The sequence below is a fragment of the Mesorhizobium sp. L103C131B0 genome (genome assembly GCF_000502275.1).
In the GTDB taxonomy this organism is placed as follows: domain Bacteria; phylum Pseudomonadota; class Alphaproteobacteria; order Rhizobiales; family Rhizobiaceae; genus Mesorhizobium.
Genome location: NZ_AYXC01000003.1, coordinates 506,487 through 525,394 on the forward strand (window position 1 = coordinate 506,487; position 18,908 = coordinate 525,394).

Consider the following 18,908-nt stretch of genomic DNA (forward strand, 5'->3'; position numbering starts at 1 on the left):
TTACGGATGCTTGGCGATGAACTGCTCGACATTGTCCTTGGTGGTCAGCGTCGCATCCTGCAGCTGCTCGGCCGGAACGCTTTCGCCGGCCACCAGCTTGATCGCCGCATCGACGGCGAGACGGCCCATGCCTTGCGTCTGCTGCGTCGCGGTGACGTCGAACACGCCGTCCTTCAGCGCCTTGAGTGCGGCCACGTCGCCATCGAAGCCGGCAACCCAGACCTTGTGGCCGGGATTGGCGACCTTGACCGCCTGTGCCGCACCCAGCGCCAGCGCATCGGCCTGGCCGATGACGATGGAGACATCGGGATGCGACTGCAGCAGGTCCTGCGTCAGCTTGAAGCCTTCGTCCTGGTGCCAGCCTTCGCTCCACAATTCGCCGACCACCTTGATATCGGGATAGGCCTTGAGCGCTTCGCCGCAGCCCTTCGAGCGATCCACTTCCGGCGTGGTGCCCTTCTGGCCGTGGATGATGATCAGTTCGCCTTTGCCGCCGGCCTGCTTGGCGATGTAGTCGCACACCGCCTGCGCCGAGGCGACGCTGTTGGTGGCGATGAAGGTGTCGCCGGGCGCGCCGTCTGCGTTGCGGTCGACATTGACCACCGGAATGCCGGCGGCCTTGGCGGTCTTGGTCGGCACGGTGGCGGCTGTGGCGCCGGCCGGAATGTAGATCAGCGCGTCGATGTTCTGCGTGATCAAATCCTGTACCTGGCTGACCTGCGTTGCCGAATCGCCCTTGGCGTCGACGGTGACGATCTCGATGCCCTTCTCCTTGCCGTAGGCTTCGACCGACTGCTTGATCTGGTTGAAGAAGTCGGCCTGCAAATTGGCCACCGCGAGGCCGAGTTTCTTGGCCTCCTTGGCCGAGGCCATGTCGGTCAGGCCGAGCAGGGGAATGATTGCGGCAGCGGCGAGCAGCAGTGAACGTTTGGTGAGCATATGTTTCCTCCGTTGATAGTCAAACTGTCCCGCCAGCGCATCGCGCCCCTTGGAACATCCCAGTTTCGGATCGACCGATCCGTCTATCGCCCGGACGTTCCGGGCGAATTCTCAATTGTGCCCCGCTCTCTATCGCGCCCTGCGCCGCCAGGTGTCGCTGGCGACGGCCAGCGCGATCACCACGCCGATCACCACCTGCTGGATGAAGGGCGAGACGCCGAGCAGATTGAGGCCGTTGCGCAGCACGCCGATGATGAGCACGCCGACCGCTGTGCCGCCGATCGAGCCGACGCCGCCCGAGAGGCTGGCGCCGCCGATCACCACCGCCGCGATGGTGTCGAGCTCATAGCCGAGGCCGGAACTCGGCTGCACCGAATCCAGCCGCGCGGCAAGCACAATGCCTGCAAGACCCGCAAGCACGCCGCAGATGGCATAGACCCAGTTGGTCAGCGACTTCACCGGAATGCCGGAGAGCCGCGCCACCTCGGCGCTGCCGCCGATGGCGTAAAGGCTGCGGCCGGTGGCGCGGTAGTTGAGGAAGATGGCGAAGACGATCGCCAGCACCATCATCACCCCGACTGTGACCGACAGGAAGCCGAAATGGCGGATGATCGACAGGCTGGTGAACCAGTCGGGAAAGCCGACGATCTGCGAGCCGTCGGTGATCATGTTGGCAAGGCCGCGCGCCACCGACATCATCGCCAGCGTCGCGATGAACGGCGGCAGCCGGGTGACGGTCACCAGCAGGCCGGACACCAGTCCGCAAAGGCCGGCGACGACCAGTGCTGCAACGACGCCGGCCGCAAGGCCGAGATTGAGATAGTCGGGATGGGAGACAAAGCCCATCACCATGGCGGCCAGCGCCAGCACCGAGCCGACCGAGAGATCGATGCCGCCGATCAGGATCACCAGCGTCATGCCGATTGCCATGATGCCGAGCACCGTGATCTGGTCGAGCACGTTGAGGATGTTGCGCACGGTGAGGAACGTGTCGGTGGTCAACGTCAGCGCCAGGCAAAGCAGCAGCAGCCCGATCAGCGGCCCCATGGTTCCGGCAAACAGTGCCGAAAGCTTCGCGGCCGTCGCACCTTGAGTGCCGGGCGCGGCTTTCAACTCGCCAGCCTTCGACTCGCTTGCATCATTACTCACGGCCACTTCGTCTCCTCCGTCAGCGAAACGGCGATGGCCTGCCGTCCGCTCTTGTTCACCAGGCACCTCCCTGTGAACAATTTATCTTTGATATGCAATTTTGTTCAGCTAAACTGTTCATTAGAAAATTGTCAAGAGCCGTTGCGCCATTCGGCGGTGGTTTGCGCCACCGGGCGGTTTGTCCTAGGGAAGGCCAGGGGGCGGCGCTTGCGGAAAGATTTCCGAAATCTGCCGCGGGAGGGCAAAAGATGGCGACCGTCGAAAACGAGAAGGCCTCGCGCTTCCCCGATGCCGAGCTCAAGGCCCGGGCCGCCTGGCATTACTATGTCGAAGGTCTGACGCAAGAGCGCATTTCCGAGATCCTCGGCGTCGGCCGCATCAAGGTGCACCGCATTCTCTCCGCTGCGCGAGAGGAGGGCATCGTGCAGTTCCGCATTCGCGACAGTGTCGTCGAATGCGTGCAGCTCGAGGAGAGCCTGAAGCAGCGTTTCGGGCTCAGCCAGGCGGTCGTGGTGCCATCAGCCGCTGATCGCAGCAACGCGCCGCTGATGATCGGCCACGCGGCTGCCGCCTATCTCGCCGACAATGTGAATGCCGGCGACGTCATTGCGCTGGGCTGGGGCCGCACGCTGAAATTCGCCATCAACGAATTGCCGAGGCGGCCGATCGCCAGGACGACGGTCGTCTCGATGCTCGGCGGCCTCACCCACGCGCAGCCGCTCAACCCGACCGAAAGCGCCTGGGAGTTCGCCGAAAAGATCGGCGCTGAATGTTTCCTGCTGCCGGTGCCGGTCTATGCCGACAAGCCGGAACAGCGCGATGCCTTCATGAGCCAGCGCAGCGTCCAGGATGTCGTCTTCCGCGCGCGCCGCGCCAACATCGCCGTGCTCAGCGTCGGCTCGTTTTCCAAGGACAGCCCGATCGCCAATTACGGCTTCATCAAGCCGAGCGAACTTGAGGAACTGCAGGCCGCCGGCGCGGTCGGAGACCTCTTGTGCCATTTCATCGACGCCGAGGGCCACCCGGTCGACCATGAGGTCAACCGCCGCGTCTGCGCCTATCCGCTGCAGGATTTGTCCGATATTCCGAGCATCATACTGGTTTCAGGTGGTCAGGAGAAGGTCGCTGTGATGCGCGCGGCGCTGGCCAACACCAGGATTTCGGTGCTGATCACCGATGAGGATGCGGCCAAAGGCCTGCTCAATCGTTGAGCGCTGTCCGGCGTCGGTCAGAATTCGCAGGGCTCCGGACGACTGTCGTCCGACCAGTCGGTCAGTGCGATCGGCACGAATTTTCCCGCGACCGGTTTGCCGTCGTCCAGGTCCTTTGAGGCAACGCCTCTGCCGGTGAGAAAATTGATGTCGCAACCGCCCAGCGTCGTCTCGACCGAGCCGTCGGCTTTCTGAACATTCCAGTCCCAGTCGCGACTGTAGCCGGCGACAAGGAATTTACCGCCGCGCCAGACGATGGTCAGCGTTGTATCCCATGATTTGTTGGCGCCGCAGCCGAAGCACGAGGTGACGACAAGCGATCCCTTGCCCTTGCTTTCGAGCCCGAGAATACGGTCCTGCGTCAGCGCCTTTTTGACAAAGTCAGGCTTGCGCGAAGGATCGAGCTTTCCTTCGCCGGCAGCCAGATAGATCGAGAGATCCGCCAGCCCGGTGTCGGAATCCGCCGCGATCGCGGCCCGATCCATCCTGCCGTCATTGTCCATGTCGAGCGTGACCTCGAAGGGCGGCTCGTCCTGCGCACGCGCCGTCATCGGAGCTGCCGCAAGCGCGACAATCCAGGGCAGGGCGGCAAGGTGAAATACTGCTTTCATGAGCCCGATGAGTCTAGCATTGGCCGGGCAGGACGCAAAATCGGCAAGCTGGGCAGGTTGGGCATGGGAGCCTCACGCAGGCAAGCTGCGCTTGAACTCAGATCGCACCGAGCCGCGCGTGGATGTCGCGTGTCGCGTGATAGAGGTCGCGGTAGATCGCCTTGCGCGCCCGGTAAGCCGGCACCAGCGTCATATCCGGATCGACACGCCTGGCCGGCGCCGCCGCCATTGCCTTGGCGGCGTCTTCCGCCGAGGCGAACCAGCCGATCGCCGAAGCAGCCAGCATGGCCGCGCCAAGGGCCGCCGCCTCGTTGACCGGCGACACGAACAGCGGCCGCTCCAGCACGCTGGCCATGATCTTCATCAGCAGCGCCGAATTGGTGCCGCCGCCGGCGGAAATCATCTCTCCCGACTTGCCGCCGCTTTGGCCTCCATCGCCTCGCTGGCGATGGCCTGCTCCAAAGCGATGCCTTCCAGCGTGGCGCGGAAGAGATGCCTGGGCTCATGGTCGAGCGACAGGCCAACAACGGCGCCGCGCGCCGCGCCATCCCAATAGGGGCTCATGACGCCGGCCCAATAGGGCATGACCAAAAGACCGTCGCCGCCGGCCGCAACATCGACCGCACCCTTCTCCAGTTCTGCCGCGGAAGACGCGCCGGTGGTGCGCACGATCCAGTCGACCAGTTGCATGCCCGAGCGCAGCACGGTTTCCAGCATGAAGCCGGAGCCGGTCGGCGAGACCAGCGTGCGAAACGCATCCGAAGTGGTGACCGTGCCGGAATAGCAGCCGCTGACGACGCCGGAGCCGAGCGAGAGATAGCTCCTGCCGGCACCATAGACGCCCATGCCGAGACCCATGGCCTGGCCATCGCCGGCGCCGGCGACAATTGGCGTGCCCGCTTTGAGGCCAGTCAGCTGGGCAATGCTTTCGGCAAGGCCGCCGCAGATTTCGCCTGGGCCGATCAGCGCCGGCAACTGCCGTGGCTGCAGCCCTGCAGCCGCGACAAGCTCAGGGTGCCATTCGCCTGTCGCGACATCGAGCAAGCCGAGCGGGTCGGCACTTGCCGTGCTGGTTACCAGCCGTGCGGTCAGCCGGTGAACGAAGAAGCCATGAACATCGACCAGGGCGGCGGCGTTGGCCAGCACCTGCGGCTGGTGTTCCGCCAGCCAGGCGATGGCATAGAGCGCCGGCGTCGGATCCGGCGGCTTGCCGCTCCAGTCGCGGATCGTCTCGCGGCCAAGCTCGGCCGACAGCCTGGCGACTTGAGGCCGGGCGCGCTCGTCAAGCCACAGGATCGCCGGGATGAGCGGCGTGCCGGCCTGATCGATCAGGGTGAAGGTCTCGCGCTGATGGGCTATGGCAATTGCCGCCACGCGCGCGGCGCCGACCTTGTCGGCAACCTGCTTCAGCGCACTGATAAGGGCTGCCCACCAATGTTCGGCATCCTGCTCGAAATGGCCGGGCTTAGGATTGGCCAGCGGATAGGCCTCGCGCGCCTGGAACAGCTCCGCGCCGTCGCCGGTGAAGGCGATCGCCTTCACCGCCGTCGTCGAGGCATCGATCCCGATAACGACATCGTCCATCACAGGGAGATCCCGAAGGTTCAGGCGGCGTTGGTCACAAACTGTCCATCCGACTGGTCTAGACGGCGGCGGATCTGCGTTATCACCATCGAATCGTCGGGTACACAATTTTCATAGGTAAGGAAGTCGCCGGTCTTGACCGGCTTGACCACCTTGGCGCGTTCGGCAATCCCGAGCGGCAGCGCGCCCTTGGCGCGGGCGTCCTCCCAGGTCATGGCGAAGCCGCGATAGTCGTTCTCGCCGATCATGCCGAGCGATTGGCCCGCGCCGAGATCGCTCTTGGCCACCGCCACCGCTTCGGCGACCGGATGGTCGAGGGGCTCCATGTCGGCGCGTTTGTAGACAACGGCGCGCGCCGCCGACAGTGGCACTTCAAGGCTTGTCAGGTGATAGGGACGGTAGATCGTGAAATAGGGGCCCTTGCCGACCTTGAGGTCGACCATGCGCTCCAGCACGCGCGGATGCCTCGTTTCGATGATGCAGAACACGCCGGGCGCCACGCCCTTGCCGATAGAATAGTCCACCACGCCCTTGCGGTGCAGCACGCCGCCATCCTCGCGCGGGCAAAGCACGCTGGCCAGTTCCTCCAGCGTCGCCGTCGGGCCGTGCATGCCCGGCACGTCGGGCACCAGCCCGGTGGCGTTGGCGATAGCCACCATCTCGATCGCCGTCTTGGAACCGTCGACGAACTCGACCAGCATGCGCGCATTCATGTTGCGCTCGGCCGCTTCCTTCTCGTAGTCGGCGGGCATGGCGTCGATCTTGAGCGGGTTGTTTTTGCCCTTGCCGGCGGCGATGATGTTGAAGCCGAGGCTCTTGGCGAAGCCGATGATCTCCAGCGTGCAGGCGGGTTCGTCGCCGGCCGCACCGGTGTAGACCACGCCGGCCTTGCGCGCTTCCTCCTTGAGGAAGCGGCCGATCGTAATGTCCGCCTCGACATTGAGCATAACGATGTGCTTGCCGTTCTTCATCACTTCGAGCGCAAACAGCGTGCCGATGTTGGGATTGCCTGTCGCGTCGATGATGACATCAATGCGGCCGGCCGCGGCCAGCGCATGCAGATCTTCGGTGACAGCGATCTTGCCGGCCTCGATGGCGCGGTCGATGGCAGAGGCGGTCGCAGCCTGGACGATGTCGGAGCGGTCATGGCCGGCGAGCAGTGCGGCATCGATCGCCGCTTGCGGGCGCACCTCGGAAATGGCACCGATCCGCATGCCCGGCATCAGCGCCACCTGGACGACGATGTCGGTGCCCATCTGCCCGGCGCCGGCGAGACCGATGGTGATAGGCCCTTGGGCTTCAGCGCGCTGCAGAAGTTCCGCTGCAAATTGCGGATGGGCCATATCGCTTCCTCCAGTCACGACGCGCCGCAGCGTCAAATCATCATTTTGAACATTCCTATTTCCATTTGAAAAATATTTCAACCCGCAAATCGGAGAATGGCTGCAGGACCAAATCTCCCACGGAGGATTCGTGGGGTGACAGCTTCATGCTGCGCTTGATCTCAGCCGATCTCTAGGAAAGGCTTGCCGAGCAGGTCGGGCACGACATCGATGCCGAGGCCGGGCCCGTCGGGAATGCCCATGTGGCTGCCGGTGACCGGTGGGGCGTTGGAGGCCGTGCGCACCGTCACCCACTCATGGAAGGCGATGGCGTGCAGCCGGCGTTCTTCCGGCGTCGACAGCGACAGATGCGCCATCGCCGCCGTGTCGATCTCGGCGCCGCCCGTATCCTCGACGGTGATCATGAAACCGAGATCGACGGCGACGTCGCGGATTTGCCTTGTCCTGGTTACGCCGCCAAGCCGCGAGATCTTCAGCGTCAGCCCGTCGGCGGCGCCCAGGCGATGGATTTCCAGCATCGCCTCGAGCGAGATGACGCTCTCGTCCAGCACCATCGGCTTGTCGAGCATGCGGCGCACCGACATGTTCTCCTCGATCGTCGTGCAGGGCTGCTCGAACGTGTAGTCGATGCCGCACGTTGCATCGGCGAACTGCCGCGCCTGGTAGGGTGTCCAGCCGGCATTGGCGTCGCAGAAAATCACCGTGCCTTTCGGCACGGCCGAAGCGACTGCGCTCACCCTGTCGATGTCTTCATGCACATTGCCGCCGACCTTGACCTGCAGCCGGCGGCAGCCCTGGGCGATGATCCTTTTGGCCAGTGCCGCCATCTGGTCGAGCGTGCCGTGGGTGACGACGCGGTAGGTCTCCGCCATGTCGCTCTCGCGGCCGCCAAGCATGGTCACCAGCGGCACGTCGGCGGCCCGGGCCGCCAGATCCCAGCAGGCCATGTCGAGCGCCGACTTGGTGTAGGGATGGCCCTTGAACACCGTATCCATCAGCCGGCCGATGCCGGCGAGGCCACGCGGGTCCTGGCCGATCAGGTGCGGCGCAATCTCGACCACGCCCGCGCGCGTTCCCGCCGGAAAGGCGGCCGAATAGAAATTGCCGAGCGGCGCCATCTCGCCCCAGCCGGTCACGCCGCTGTCGGAGGTGATGGCGACGATCACCGCATCGAAGCAGTCTGCAACCCGCCCCTTTGACATGCGGTAGGGCCCGTCCACGAAGGGCTGCACGACGCGATAGGCCTTGATGGTTTTGATCTGCACTTGTCTGTCCGTTGTCTCTAGGCGTTGAGGAGGGTCAGCCCTTCGATGTCCGCTGTTCGAGGCCACGCGCATAGGCAAGCAGCTCTTCGAAATCGAGGTCGATATGCTCGCGCGCATGGCGCTGGGCGGCGCGCATGTCGGCGCCCTTCAAGAGCCGCACATAGGTCTCGTGGAGATCTTCGGCCGGCACCGGCTCGTTGCGGGCCCGCTGGTGCAGGGCAAAATACATCTGCAGCCGGCTGGTCAGCCGCTGCCAGGTTTCCAGCAGCACCGAATTGTCGGCCCATTCATAGATCAGCCCGTGCAATTGCAGCGCGGCTTCGATCTGGCGGGTGGTGTCTCGCGCGCGCGTCGCCTGCTTCACTGCCTCGTGCCGGCGGTCGAGTTCGCCGAAGAAGCGCTGGTCGCGCAGCTTCCATGTCCGCTCGATGGCGAATTCATCGAGCACCTTGTTCAGCGAATAGGCGTCGTCGATATCTTTGGCGGTGACATCGATGACGAAGGTGCCGGCATAGGGAATGCTGGTCAGGATGCCTTCCTGCACCAGCTCGCGCATCGCCTCGCGCAACGGCGCACGGCTGACCCGCATCTGCTCGGCGATCCTCAGCTCGTTGAGCTTTTGGCCGGGTTCCAGCTGGCCGGTCAGGATCGCGCGCCGCAACAGCGCGACGATCTCGGCCCGGCGTGTCGTATCCGCGATCGGACTGAAGTCCAGCTTGGCCATTCCGTCATTCCAGTGAGAGCCGGAAACGAGACAAGCAGATTGTCGACAATCCTACAAGATGATTGTTCCGGATTCTTGTGCCTTGCGGTTACTCCAAAAACGGCGTGCGGCGCTCCATAAAAAAACGGCGCCCTCGGCGTGGAAGCCGAAGGCGCCGCAGGACCGGGGCTGATGGGGGTTATCAGCTGGCCGGTTTCTCCTGGGGCAACGGCGAGATCGGCATTCCTGGTCCGATTTTCTGCAGATTGCCCGTTATCACCTGGTCGCCTTCGGCAACGCCGCTGAGGACCGCCACAAGGTCGCCGCTGGTCGCGCCGAGCGAGACGATGCGCTGGTCGACCGTGTTGCCCTTGCCGACTACATAGACATATTTGCCGAGCTGGCTCGAACCCAGCGCCACCTGCGGCACCATCAGCGCGTCGGGCAGCTGCTTGATGTGCAGCCGCACCCGGACATACTGGCCCGGCAGCAGCGAGAACTTCGCATTGCCGATGGTGGCGCGCGCCGTAATCGTGCCGGTCGAGTGGTCGACCGTGTTGTCGATGAAGGTGAGTTCGCCCTTCTGGCTGGCTTCGGTCTCGCCGGGCAGCAGCACCTCGACCTCGATCGGGCCGGCGGCCCGGGCCTGTTCGATTTCGGCCAGGTCCGTCTCGCTCGGATTGAAGGTGACGTAGATCGGGTCGAGCTGCACCAGCGTGTTCAGCACCGTGCCGGCGACGCTGACCAGCGTGCCGACCGAAGCCTGGTTGCGGCCGACGCGGCCGGCAAACGGAGCGTGGATTTCGGCGTAGCTCAAATTAAGCTCGGCCGTCCGCACCGCCGCCTGGTTGACGGCAAGCGACGCTTCGGCCTGACGCAAGGTGCTCGTGCGCTGGTCGAACCCATCCTTGGCCAGATAACCGCTCTTGGCGAGTTCGGAGCCGCGGCCGAGATTGGAGCGTGCATAGTCGAGGCTCGCTTGGTCGCGCTGCACTTCGGCCTTGGCCTGGTCGAGAGCCGTCTTGAAGTCGTCGGGCGAGATTTTGTAGAGCAGATCACCCTGGCGCACATCCGCGCCGTCCTCAGCCGTCTGCTCCTGCAGATAGCCGGGCACGCGGGCCTGCAAGGTGACGCTGCGGATCGCCTCGATGCGGGCGGCGTAGTCGAGATAGATCGGGATCGTCTTCTTGACCACGCTCGTCACCGGCACCGGCATGACGAATGCCGCAGGTGCTGCCGTCGCTGCCGCCGTGCCGGCATTGAGGCTGAGATTGCCCATGTCGAGGAAGTGGACGCTTGCCACCGAGATCGCTCCCAGGGCGACGGCCGTTCCCAAAGCTATTTTCCATTTACGCATTTTGGTCTCCAATTCTATTCGGCTGCTTCGGCCAGGCGCATCGGCGCTGGTTCGGCAGTCGGTTCATTATTGTCCTGGTCATGAGCAGCGTTCGGTTCGCTGCGCACGCGGCCTTCGCGCAGCTGTTCGATGACCGCGTAGAAGACTGGCACGAACACCAGCGACAGGATGGTCGCCGCGACCATGCCGCCAAACACGGTGGTGCCGATCGACTGCCGGCTTGCCGCACCCGCACCCGTCGCAAACATCAGCGGCAGCACGCCGAGGATGAAGGCGAAGGCCGTCATCAGGATCGGCCGCAGCCTCAGCCGCGCGGCTTCCATTGCCGCGTCGACAATGCTCAGTCCCTCCTCGCGCCGCCGCCTTGCAAACTCGACGATCAGGATCGCGTTCTTGGCGGCGAGGCCGATCAGCATGACGAAGCCGATCTGCGAGTAGACGTCGATCTGCATGCCGCGCAGGAACAGGGCTGCGAAGGCGCCGAACAGGGCCAGTGGCACCGCCAGCAGCACCATGAACGGCATCGCCCAGCTCTCATACTGCATCGCCAGGATCAGGAAGACGAAGACGATGGCGAGGCCGAAGACGACCGACGCTATCGATCCTGCCTTGAGCTCCTGGAAGGTGATGCCGGTCCATTCGAAACCGAAATCCCTGGGCAAAGCGGTGGCGGCGGCCCGTTCCATCGCGGCAACCGCCTGGCCCGACGAGAAGCCGGGGGCTGCGCCGCCATTGATCGTGGCCGAGGCGTTGTTGTTGTAGTGCGGCACGGTTTCCGGGCCGACGAACGGCACCAGTTTGCCAAGTGTGCTCAGCGGCACCATTCCGCCGGAGGCGTTGCGCACATAGAGCCGCGAAAGGTCGCCTGCGTCGGCACGTGCATCCTTGTCGGCCTGGATGGTCACCCGGAAGGTGCGGCCGAACAGGTTGAAGTCGTTGACGTAGAGCGAGCCGAGATAGATCTGCAGCGTGTTGAAGACGTCGGGCAGGTTGAGGCCGAGCAGTTTGGCCTTGCTGCGGTCGAGGTCGTAGTTGAACTGCGGCGTCGAGGTCGAGAACGGCGAGAACAGCTGCTGCGGGTTGATTTCCGGCTGCTTGCGCGCCTCGGCGATCACGGCTTGCGTCGCGTCGTTGAGGGCTGAACTGCCTCGCCCGGTGAGGTCCTCGACGACGAATTCGAAGCCGCCCGTGGTGCCGATACCCGGGATCGAAGGCGGATCGAAGGACAGCGCGAAGGCTTCCGGAATCTGCATCAGCTTGCCGCGCACATCGGAGACGAGCTTGGACGCGCTCTGGTCGGGGCCGCGCTCTTCCCACGGCTTCAGGATGGCGAACTCGACAGCCGAGTTCGACTGCGCCGCACTGGTCAGGAAGTTCAGGCCGCTGATCGAGCCGACAATCTCGACGCCGGGTGTTGCCTGCAATATGTCGCGCGCTTTCTGCGCCACCGCGTCGGTGCGTTCCAGCGAGGCGCCGTCAGGCAGCTGGATGACGACGAAGAAGTAACCCTGGTCCTCGACCGGAAGGAAGGTCGAGGGCAACTTCTGCCAGACGAAGTAGGTGGCCACCAGGCCGGCCGCGAACAGACCGAGCATGATCCAGCGCAGCCGGATGAGGATACGCACGCCGTGCGCATAGGCATGCGACAGTCTGTCGAAGCCCGTGTTGAACCAGCGGAACGGGGCGAACTGCGTCTCGCCGCGATGGCGCAGGAAGGCGGCGCTCAGCGCCGGGCTGAGCGTCAGCGAGTTGAAGGCGGATATGCCGACCGAAATCGCCACCGTCAGCGCGAACTGATTGTAGAGCTTGCCGGAGACGCCGGGAATGAAGGCAACGGGCACGAAGACGGCCATCAGCACTGCGGTGGTGGCGATGATCGGTCCGGTGACCTCGGCCATCGCGGCCTTGGTCGCCGCCAGCGGTTTGAGGCCCGCCTCCAATTGTCGCTCGACATTTTCGACCACCACGATGGCGTCGTCGACGACGAGGCCGATGGCCAGCACCATGCCGAGTAGGGAGAGCATGTTGAGCGAGAAGCCCATCATTTCCATGACCACCATCGTCGCCACCAGCGACACCGGAATGGCGATGGTCGGGATGATCGTCGTGCGCCAGCTCTGCAGGAAGATGAACACCACGGCCACGACCAGCACCAGCGCTTCGCCAAGCGTGATCAGGACGTCATGCATCGATGCCGACACGAAGCGCGTGGTGTCGTAGTGCATGGCGTAGCTGACGCCCTTGGGGAAACGGGCCGACAGTTCCTGCATCTTGTCCTTGACGTGCTGCTGCAGATCGAGCGCGTTGGAACCGGGCATCTGGTAGACGGCCAGCACCACCGTCGGGTCCTTGCCGAAGAAGGCCGACGACGAATATTGCAGCGCGCCGAGCTCGATGCGGGCGACGTCGCGCAGTCGCACCAGCGAGCCGGTGCCGGTGTTGGCGCGCACGACGATGTCGCCGAACTCCTTGGGGTCGCTCAGGCGGCCGACGGCGTTGACCTGCATCTCGAAGGCGGTGCCGGCGGGCGCCGGCGACTGGCCGATCTTGCCGGCCGCCACCTGGACGTTCTGTTCCGAGATGGCGTTCTGGACATCGACAGCGGTGATGCCAAGATTGGCGAGCTTGTCCGGGTCGAGCCAGACGCGCATCGAATAGCGGCGCTCGCCGAATATCTGGACGTCGCCGACGCCAGGCAGCCGCTTCAGCGGATCGACGACCTGCAGATAGGCGAGGTTGCTCAGCGCCACCGGATCGACCGAACTGTCGGGCGAGGTCAGGTTGACGATGAGGACGAAATTCGGGTTCTGCTTCTTGATCGTCACGCCGCCCTGGTTGACGATCGCCGGCAGCGAGGAGGCCGCTTGCGAGACGCGGTTCTGGACGTCGACGGCCGCGGTGCTCAAGGAATAGCCGACATCGAAGGTGATGGTGATGGTCGAGGAGCCGTCATTGGAGCTCGACGACGACATGTAGGTCATGCCTTCGACGCCGTTGATCTGCTGCTCCAGCGGCGTCGTCACCGTATCGGCGACCACTTGCGCGCTGGCGCCCGGATAATGCGCGCTGACCACGACCTGCGGCGGCGTGATGTCGGGAAACTGCGAAACCGGCAAAAGGAAATAACAAATCGTCCCGGCGAGCACCATGATGATGGCGATCGCCGAGGCGAAGATCGGACGATGAATGAAAAAATTTACCACGACACGCAAACCTCTTTAGAAGAACCGGCCTCTTTAAAAGAACGGACAGACCGGGACAGCCGCCTGCCGCGCACCGAACCCGGGTCCTGCAAAAAATACGAAGACGGCGCCGCGCCGCTGAGGCCCTGCTCATCGGCCACGGTCCTCAGCATCGCTTCGAAGGCGCGCGGGTTGACGCGGTCCGCTTTCATCACCAGCCGGATCATCGGATCCCGGATGGCTTCATCGATGGTCAAATCCTTGCGCTGCGACATTGGAGCGTCTCCATTCCAGCGGCCCGCATCGGACGATCGCGAACCGGTTTTCATCTCTTCACCGGCCGGAGCCGCATGACCTGCAATTTTCACCCTTTGTGATCTGGCAGGACCAGTTCACGGCCTTGTTATTGACGGAAGGCTACATAGGTGTTACCAGTAAGTAACATTCGGATAGTTACAGACCGGTAACACCCTAGTCAAGAGGTGAACCGAATTTTTAGGGAGACAAGGAGACTGCGATGGCAGACGGCATTACGGATCGCGTGCGTCCCCGGGATCGAATCCTGGAGACGGCGCAGGACATGTTTCACAAACATGGCATCAAGGGCGTCGGCGTAGACGCCATCACGGAAGCCGCCGGCACCAACAAGATGACGCTCTACCGTCATTTTGAGTCGAAGGACGAACTGATCGTCCAGTGCCTGCGCGCGTCGGCGGCTAAAGGCGCCGCGATGTGGGACCAATTCGAGGCTGAGCATCCCGGCGACAAGCTCGCCCAGTTGCATGCCTGGATTCGCATGGCCGCTGCTTGCCTGGCGGCTGACGGTCGCGGCTGCGACATGGCCAATGCCGCCGCCGAATTGACCGAGCCGGACCATCCCGCCAGGAGCGTGATCAAGGAGCTCAAGAGCGCTCAGCGCGATCGCCTCGTTGCGCTGTGCCGGGATGCGGGCATCGGTCAGGCCGAGCTTCTGGCCGATACGCTGTCGCTGCTGTTCGAAGGGGCGCGCGTCAGCGTGCAGACCATGGGCTGCCAGGGCCCCAGCACGCAGTTCGTGCGCATGGCTGAAGGCCTGATCAGCTCTTTCAGGGCGCGCTGAATTCCAGCTTTCGGAGTTGAGGAGTCCCCATCATCCGGCGGGGCTTTTGGCTATTCTCCGAACTTGCCCGTCAACTCTAATTTAGATTCATTTGAGAATGAAAAAAGCCCGCTGCCGGGAGGAGGTGGCAGCGGGCCGATTTCGAACGAGATGCGGGAGGAGGTGCACCGCGCTCAGCGTCGGCATCGCATCTGGGAGGAGTAGATGGCCGACACCCAGATGAGTACGAGTTGCCCAATGATTCGGCAACAATGAAAGTTGCATGGCTGCTGTGCAGATTTGCGGCATCTACCCCGACTTGTCGTACAAATCGGACAAACCGCCACGGCGCGACTTCACTGCACCGGCACGTTTTCCTTGAAGATCAGCCGTGGCTCGATGAACTTCTTCGTCAGGTATGGCGCGGCGGATGCGATCGAGCCAAGCAGGCGGATCACAGATTGCTCCGCGATCAGCCGCGCATTCTGGTCGATGACGACATCGGCGAGGTCGTCGACGAGATAGCCGCGCGTTTCCTTGGTCAGGTCGTGGCAGATGAAGACCGGCTTCTTCTTTGGCTTGGCCTCGAGCAGCGCTCTCGCCACACCTGAGCGCCCGGCGCCGACGCAATAGATGCCGAGCAGTTCCGGCTCGTTGTGCAGCGCCTGCATCGTTGCGGTGTAGCTGCCCTCCGGTTCGTCATTGATCTCGACCGCACTCGAGACCGTGAGATTGGGGAATTCCTCTGTCAGCACCGACCGAAAGCCCATCTCGCGCTCCTCGTGCCCGCGATAGGAACGCGAGCCGACGACCATCGCCAGATGACCCTGGCGGCCATTGAGGAAGCGCCCCATCAACAGCGCCGCCGTGCGTCCGGCAACCCGGTTGTCGATGCCGACATAGGCCGAACGCGGGGCGGCTGGAACGTCGGAGACCAGCGTGACAAGGCGGATGCCTGCCTCGACCACATCGCGCAATATGTTGCGCGTTCGCGGATGATCGACGGCAATGACGCCGACGCCATTGGCCTTCAGCGACAGATTTTCAACCGCCGCCTGCAGCGCTGCCGGCGAGATGCCGCCGAGATTGTGGATCCGGCACGAGGCGACCAGCGGCAGGCGCCCCGCATAGTCCTCGATGTGCCCGGCGAGGTCGATCATGAAACCGTTGGCGCCGATCGGCAGGAAGAATTCAAGATGCGCCGGCCGCGACGGCAGCGTCACCTGATCGACCACCGGCAAATAGCCGAGCTGCTTGGCCGCCTCCATCACCCGTTGGCGGTTGGCGGCGCTCGCGCCGGCCCGGTTGTTCAGAACCCGGTCGACGGTCGCGGTCGACAGGCCGCAGCTCCTGGCTATGTCGGCAACGGTGGCTTTCATGGCTGTAGTCATAGAGCATGATCCCGAAAAGTGGGAACCGGTTTTCTCGGACAAACGGGAACCGTTTTGTCAAAAGGTCATGCTCTACAACGAGTTAGAGCGGATGCGTTTCCGTGCCAGACGGCGCGAAGACGGTTCAGCCGTGCGATGGCCCGCCTTCGATGATGGCGTCGCGGATCTCCTTGTCCGACATCCCGGTGATGATGCGTTCGACCTCGGCCACGCTGGTCTTCTTCGGGTCGATGTCGTCGGCCACCACCTTGCCCCGGCGCATGACGACGATGCGGTCAACCACCTGGAAGACATGGTGGATGTTGTGGGCGATGAAGATGCAGGAATGCCCGGAATCGCGCGCGTTGCGCACGAAGCTCAGCACGCCTTGCGTCTCGGCGACGCCGAGATTGTTGGTCGGCTCGTCGAGGATGATCAGGTCGCTGTCGAAGTGCATGGCGCGCGCGATGGCGACGGCCTGCCGCTCGCCGCCGGACAGGGAGCCGATCGGCGTCGTCGGCGGGATGTTCTTAGAGATGCCGACCTGTTTCAGCAGGTCGCGCGCGACATTGTTCATCGCCTCCTGGTCCATGCGGTTCAAAAAGCGCGGCGGTTTGATCGGCTCGCGGCCGAGGAACAGGTTGCGTGCGATCGACAGCTGCGTCACCAGTGCCGAATCTGGTAGATCGTCTCGATGCCGTGCGCGATGGCGTCGCTGGTGCTGCGCAGATTGACCTTCTTGCCGCGGATGAAAATGTCGCCGCTGGTCAGCGGCACCGCCCCCGACAACACCTTGATCAGCGTCGATTTGCCGGCGCCATTGTCGCCGAGCAGGCCGACGATCTCCCTTTCGTTGACATGAAAATTGGCGTCTTCGAGCGCCTGCACGCGCCCGTAGGACTTTTTGATGTTGGACATGCGGATGAGCGGTTCAGCCATGGTTCTAGGTCCCTGCCTGATGCCGGCGTTCCAGCCATGAGTGCAGCGCCATCATGCCGAGGATGATGGCGCCGATGAAGATGTTGTAGGCCAGCCCGGGCACGCCGATCAGCACGATGCCGTTGCGCATGACGCGCAGGATGAGGATGCCGAGCACGGTGCCGATGATGGTGCCGCGCCCACCGGTCAGCGCCGTGCCGCCGATCACCACCATGGCGATGACTTCGAGCTCGTAGCCGGTGCCGCTGTTGGGGTTGGCGGCCGACGTGCGCAGCGACGAGATGACGCCGGCAAGCGAAGCCATCACCGACGACAGCACGAACAGGCCGATCTTGACGCCGCTGACGTTGACGCCGCGCGCCCTTGCGGCGCCTGGATTGCCGCCGGCTGCCTGGATCCAGTTGCCGGTCCGGCTTTGCGTCAGCACGTAGCCCAGTGCGATGGCCGCCGCGATGAACCAGAAGAGCGACATGTAGATGCGGAACGGGCCGATGAAGAAATCACCGACCAGCGCTTCGGCCAGCCAGCTGCCCTCGGCGCTCCACGTCCGCTGCGGAAAGCCGTCGGTGACGAACAGCGCGGTGCCGCGCACCACCAGCAGCATGCCGAGCGTCACCAGGAAGGATGGGATTTTCAGCTGCGTGACGAACCAGCCATTGACCAGGCCGATGAAGGCCGCGATCAGCAGCGCGGCGAGGAAGCCGACCTCCAGCGAGGTCAGGCCGCTGTTGAACAGCGTCCACATCAGCACCGGCGAAAAGCCGAACAGCGAGCCGACCGACAGATCGAATTCACCCGACGTCATCAACAGCGTCATCGCCAGCGCGATCAGCCCGAGCTCGACGGTGAAGGCCAGCGTGTTGGAGATGTTCTGCGGCGACAGGAAATCGTGGTTGATGCTCCAGAACACCGCGATTTCGACGATGAGCAGAACGAAGGGCCCGAATTCCGGCCTCGCGATCAGGCGTTGGATGAGCGAACGGTTTTCCACTGATAACCTGCGACAGGAAGGGGAAGGCTGAGCCCAGCGCGCAACGCGAAGGGCTCGGCGAAAAGACAGTCGCGACCGCGGCTGCGGCCGCGACTGTTGAAGGTCTGGGTTATTTACCGGACAGGATGTCGTCGTAGACCTGCGCGGTGTCCTTTTCATAGAGCGCGCCGGTGATGACGTTGAAGCCCGGGGGAATGCCTGACGCCGCCATGTTGGCCAGCGACAGAGCGACATAGCTGGTCGCCTGCGGGTCCTGCCACTGGCCGGCATTGACGTAGCCGGTCAGCACTTCCTGGGTGGTGTCGAGCGAGTTGCCCCAGCCGACGACCGGGATTTCGCCCGGCGTGATGCCGGCCTGGTCGAACACCCGCTTGATCGAGCCGGTGACCAGATCGCCGAGGCCGATGATTGCCTTGACCTTGGCCTTGTTGGCGGTGAGATAGTCGACCATGCGGTTGATGGCTTCGGCCTGGTCGAGGGTCGCTTCGGTGATCTCATAGGTGATCCCCAGCGGTTCGAAGACGCTCTTGATGCCTTCCTCTTCCTGGACGCCGTAGGTGGCGCCGGGGATTTCGACCGGCATCCAGACGAAGTCGCCCTTCTTCACCAGGCCCTTGTCGACCAGATATTGCGCCCAGTGCTTGCCGAAGGTGACGTTGTCGCCGCCGACATAGGCGTCGAAACTTGCCTTGGGATCGGGCGTGTTGAAGTTGATGATCGGGATCTTGGCCGTGTTGGCTTCCTTGGCGATTTCGATCAGGCTGCCCGGATCGGGGCTGGTGGTGACGATGCCGTCGGCCTTTGCCGAGATCGCGGCGCGCACGGCCTCCTGCTGCGAGGCAACGTCGCCATTGTGGAACGAGGTGTTGACGGTGTTGCCGGTGTCCTTCGCCCATTGCTTGGCGCCGGCCAGGAAGTAGGTCCAGACCGGGTCGGCCGGGCCGCCATGCGAAATCCAGTAGAACGTCTTGGCCTGTGCCGCCGCCGGAACGGCCAGCGCCACAATCAAGCCAAGCACGAGTAATCGTAGCCTCGTCAGCATTTGCTTTCCTCCCATGTTGAAAAACGACCTCCACGTCCGGCGATGATCCGGGCGATGCCCTTGATCCTCTCTCCTGCCAGCGCCGACCCGGATGCGCAGAGCATCTTCTTTTGCGGCCGATGGCAAGCCTCTATCCGCCCAATG

The 18,908-nt window shown here is 63.7% G+C and carries 16 protein-coding genes and 1 pseudogene; 2 read left to right on the forward strand and 15 right to left on the reverse strand.

Annotation, left to right across the window (positions count from 1 at the left end):
* Together X730_RS155280 and X730_RS155275 are read right to left on the reverse strand one after the other, a co-directional pair.
* Positions 1-939 carry a sugar ABC transporter substrate-binding protein gene (locus tag X730_RS155280; RefSeq protein WP_023684414.1) on the reverse strand — a complete coding sequence of 313 codons (939 nt, stop codon included), beginning with the start codon at positions 937-939 and terminating at the stop codon, positions 1-3.
* A gap of 129 nt (positions 940-1,068) precedes the next feature.
* Entirely contained in the window at positions 1,069-2,001 is a 933-nt protein-coding gene (locus tag X730_RS155275; protein WP_245260056.1) for an ABC transporter permease, read from the reverse strand.
* 335 nt (positions 2,002-2,336) lie between these two features.
* Here X730_RS155275 and X730_RS155270 point away from each other — a divergent pair, with 335 nt between their 5' ends.
* On the forward strand, positions 2,337-3,299 hold the full coding sequence (locus X730_RS155270; RefSeq protein WP_023668527.1) for a sugar-binding transcriptional regulator: 963 nt from the start codon (positions 2,337-2,339) through the stop codon (positions 3,297-3,299).
* Between the two features lie 17 nt (positions 3,300-3,316).
* Here the strand turns inward: X730_RS155270 and X730_RS155265 are convergent, their stop codons facing one another.
* From X730_RS155265 to X730_RS155235, 9 genes are all read right to left on the reverse strand, one after another.
* The gene (locus X730_RS155265; RefSeq protein ID WP_023825997.1) at positions 3,317-3,910 is read right to left on the reverse strand and encodes a hypothetical protein; all 594 of its coding nucleotides are present in this window, start codon (positions 3,908-3,910) and stop codon (positions 3,317-3,319) included.
* Positions 3,911-4,007: 97 nt separating this feature from the next.
* Positions 4,008-4,313, reverse strand: coding sequence for an FGGY-family carbohydrate kinase (locus X730_RS1000000169080; protein ID WP_023825998.1), 306 nt, complete (start codon positions 4,311-4,313; stop codon positions 4,008-4,010).
* Entirely contained in the window at positions 4,310-5,494 is a 1,185-nt protein-coding gene (locus X730_RS01000000164290) for an FGGY family carbohydrate kinase (RefSeq protein ID WP_023825999.1), read from the reverse strand. The genes X730_RS1000000169080 and X730_RS01000000164290 overlap by 4 nt, the downstream gene beginning before the upstream one ends.
* 20 nt (positions 5,495-5,514) lie before the next feature.
* Positions 5,515-6,837 carry a homoserine dehydrogenase gene (locus X730_RS155260; RefSeq protein WP_023729286.1) on the reverse strand — a complete coding sequence of 441 codons (1,323 nt, stop codon included), beginning with the start codon at positions 6,835-6,837 and terminating at the stop codon, positions 5,515-5,517.
* A 161-nt stretch (positions 6,838-6,998) separates the two neighbouring features.
* The gene (locus X730_RS155255) at positions 6,999-8,102 is read right to left on the reverse strand and encodes a mandelate racemase/muconate lactonizing enzyme family protein (protein ID WP_023826000.1); all 1,104 of its coding nucleotides are present in this window, start codon (positions 8,100-8,102) and stop codon (positions 6,999-7,001) included.
* Between the two features lie 34 nt (positions 8,103-8,136).
* Positions 8,137-8,826, reverse strand: a complete 690-nt coding sequence (locus X730_RS155250) for a GntR family transcriptional regulator (RefSeq protein WP_023735607.1) — start codon at positions 8,824-8,826, stop codon at positions 8,137-8,139.
* Between the two features lie 181 nt (positions 8,827-9,007).
* Complete coding sequence (locus X730_RS155245) at positions 9,008-10,162, reverse strand: efflux RND transporter periplasmic adaptor subunit (protein WP_023735606.1); 1,155 nt, start codon at positions 10,160-10,162, stop codon at positions 9,008-9,010.
* A 14-nt stretch (positions 10,163-10,176) separates the two neighbouring features.
* Positions 10,177-13,365 (reverse strand): multidrug efflux RND transporter permease subunit, encoded by a 3,189-nt coding sequence (locus X730_RS155240; protein ID WP_023735605.1) that lies wholly within the window; start codon positions 13,363-13,365, stop codon positions 10,177-10,179.
* Positions 13,359-13,619 (reverse strand): hypothetical protein, encoded by a 261-nt coding sequence (locus tag X730_RS155235; RefSeq protein ID WP_023687081.1) that lies wholly within the window; start codon positions 13,617-13,619, stop codon positions 13,359-13,361. Before X730_RS155235 ends, X730_RS155240 begins: the two co-directional genes overlap by 7 nt.
* Before the next feature lie 242 nt (positions 13,620-13,861).
* Here X730_RS155235 and X730_RS155230 point away from each other — a divergent pair, with 242 nt between their 5' ends.
* Entirely contained in the window at positions 13,862-14,443 is a 582-nt protein-coding gene (locus X730_RS155230) for a TetR/AcrR family transcriptional regulator (RefSeq protein ID WP_023668517.1), read from the forward strand.
* 335 nt (positions 14,444-14,778) lie between these two features.
* On the opposite strand, the gene X730_RS155225 is transcribed toward X730_RS155230, so the two are convergent.
* From X730_RS155225 to X730_RS155215, 4 genes and pseudogenes are all read right to left on the reverse strand, one after another.
* The gene (locus tag X730_RS155225; RefSeq protein WP_023668516.1) at positions 14,779-15,801 is read right to left on the reverse strand and encodes a LacI family DNA-binding transcriptional regulator; all 1,023 of its coding nucleotides are present in this window, start codon (positions 15,799-15,801) and stop codon (positions 14,779-14,781) included.
* A gap of 136 nt (positions 15,802-15,937) precedes the next feature.
* Positions 15,938-16,731, reverse strand: a pseudogene (locus tag X730_RS01000000164295) (ATP-binding cassette domain-containing protein).
* Between the two features lie 4 nt (positions 16,732-16,735).
* Positions 16,736-17,722: an ABC transporter permease gene (locus X730_RS155220; RefSeq protein WP_023668514.1), complete on the reverse strand. Its 987-nt coding sequence runs from the start codon at positions 17,720-17,722 to the stop codon at positions 16,736-16,738.
* Between the two features lie 109 nt (positions 17,723-17,831).
* Positions 17,832-18,764 (reverse strand): substrate-binding domain-containing protein, encoded by a 933-nt coding sequence (locus X730_RS155215; RefSeq protein ID WP_023826001.1) that lies wholly within the window; start codon positions 18,762-18,764, stop codon positions 17,832-17,834.
* Positions 18,765-18,908 lie beyond the last annotated feature (144 nt).

Bases quoted from the DNA above. Each gene is read 5' to 3' on its own strand.
- X730_RS155225 (WP_023668516.1), bottom strand. From the start codon at position 15,801: ATGAAAGCCACCGTTGCCGACATAGCCAGGAGCTGCGGCCTGTCGACC.
- X730_RS1000000169080 (WP_023825998.1), bottom strand. From the start codon at position 4,313: ATGATTTCCGCCGGCGGCGGCACCAATTCGGCGCTGCTGATGAAGATC.
- X730_RS155235 (WP_023687081.1), bottom strand. From the start codon at position 13,619: ATGTCGCAGCGCAAGGATTTGACCATCGATGAAGCCATCCGGGATCCG.
- X730_RS155260 (WP_023729286.1), bottom strand. From the start codon at position 6,837: ATGGCCCATCCGCAATTTGCAGCGGAACTTCTGCAGCGCGCTGAAGCC.
- X730_RS155245 (WP_023735606.1), bottom strand. From the start codon at position 10,162: ATGCGTAAATGGAAAATAGCTTTGGGAACGGCCGTCGCCCTGGGAGCG.
- X730_RS155215 (WP_023826001.1), bottom strand. From the start codon at position 18,764: ATGCTGACGAGGCTACGATTACTCGTGCTTGGCTTGATTGTGGCGCTG.
- X730_RS155280 (WP_023684414.1), bottom strand. From the start codon at position 939: ATGCTCACCAAACGTTCACTGCTGCTCGCCGCTGCCGCAATCATTCCC.
- X730_RS155250 (WP_023735607.1), bottom strand. From the start codon at position 8,826: ATGGCCAAGCTGGACTTCAGTCCGATCGCGGATACGACACGCCGGGCC.
- X730_RS01000000164290 (WP_023825999.1), bottom strand. From the start codon at position 5,494: ATGGACGATGTCGTTATCGGGATCGATGCCTCGACGACGGCGGTGAAG.
- X730_RS155265 (WP_023825997.1), bottom strand. From the start codon at position 3,910: ATGAAAGCAGTATTTCACCTTGCCGCCCTGCCCTGGATTGTCGCGCTT.
- X730_RS155230 (WP_023668517.1), top strand. From the start codon at position 13,862: ATGGCAGACGGCATTACGGATCGCGTGCGTCCCCGGGATCGAATCCTG.
- X730_RS155270 (WP_023668527.1), top strand. From the start codon at position 2,337: ATGGCGACCGTCGAAAACGAGAAGGCCTCGCGCTTCCCCGATGCCGAG.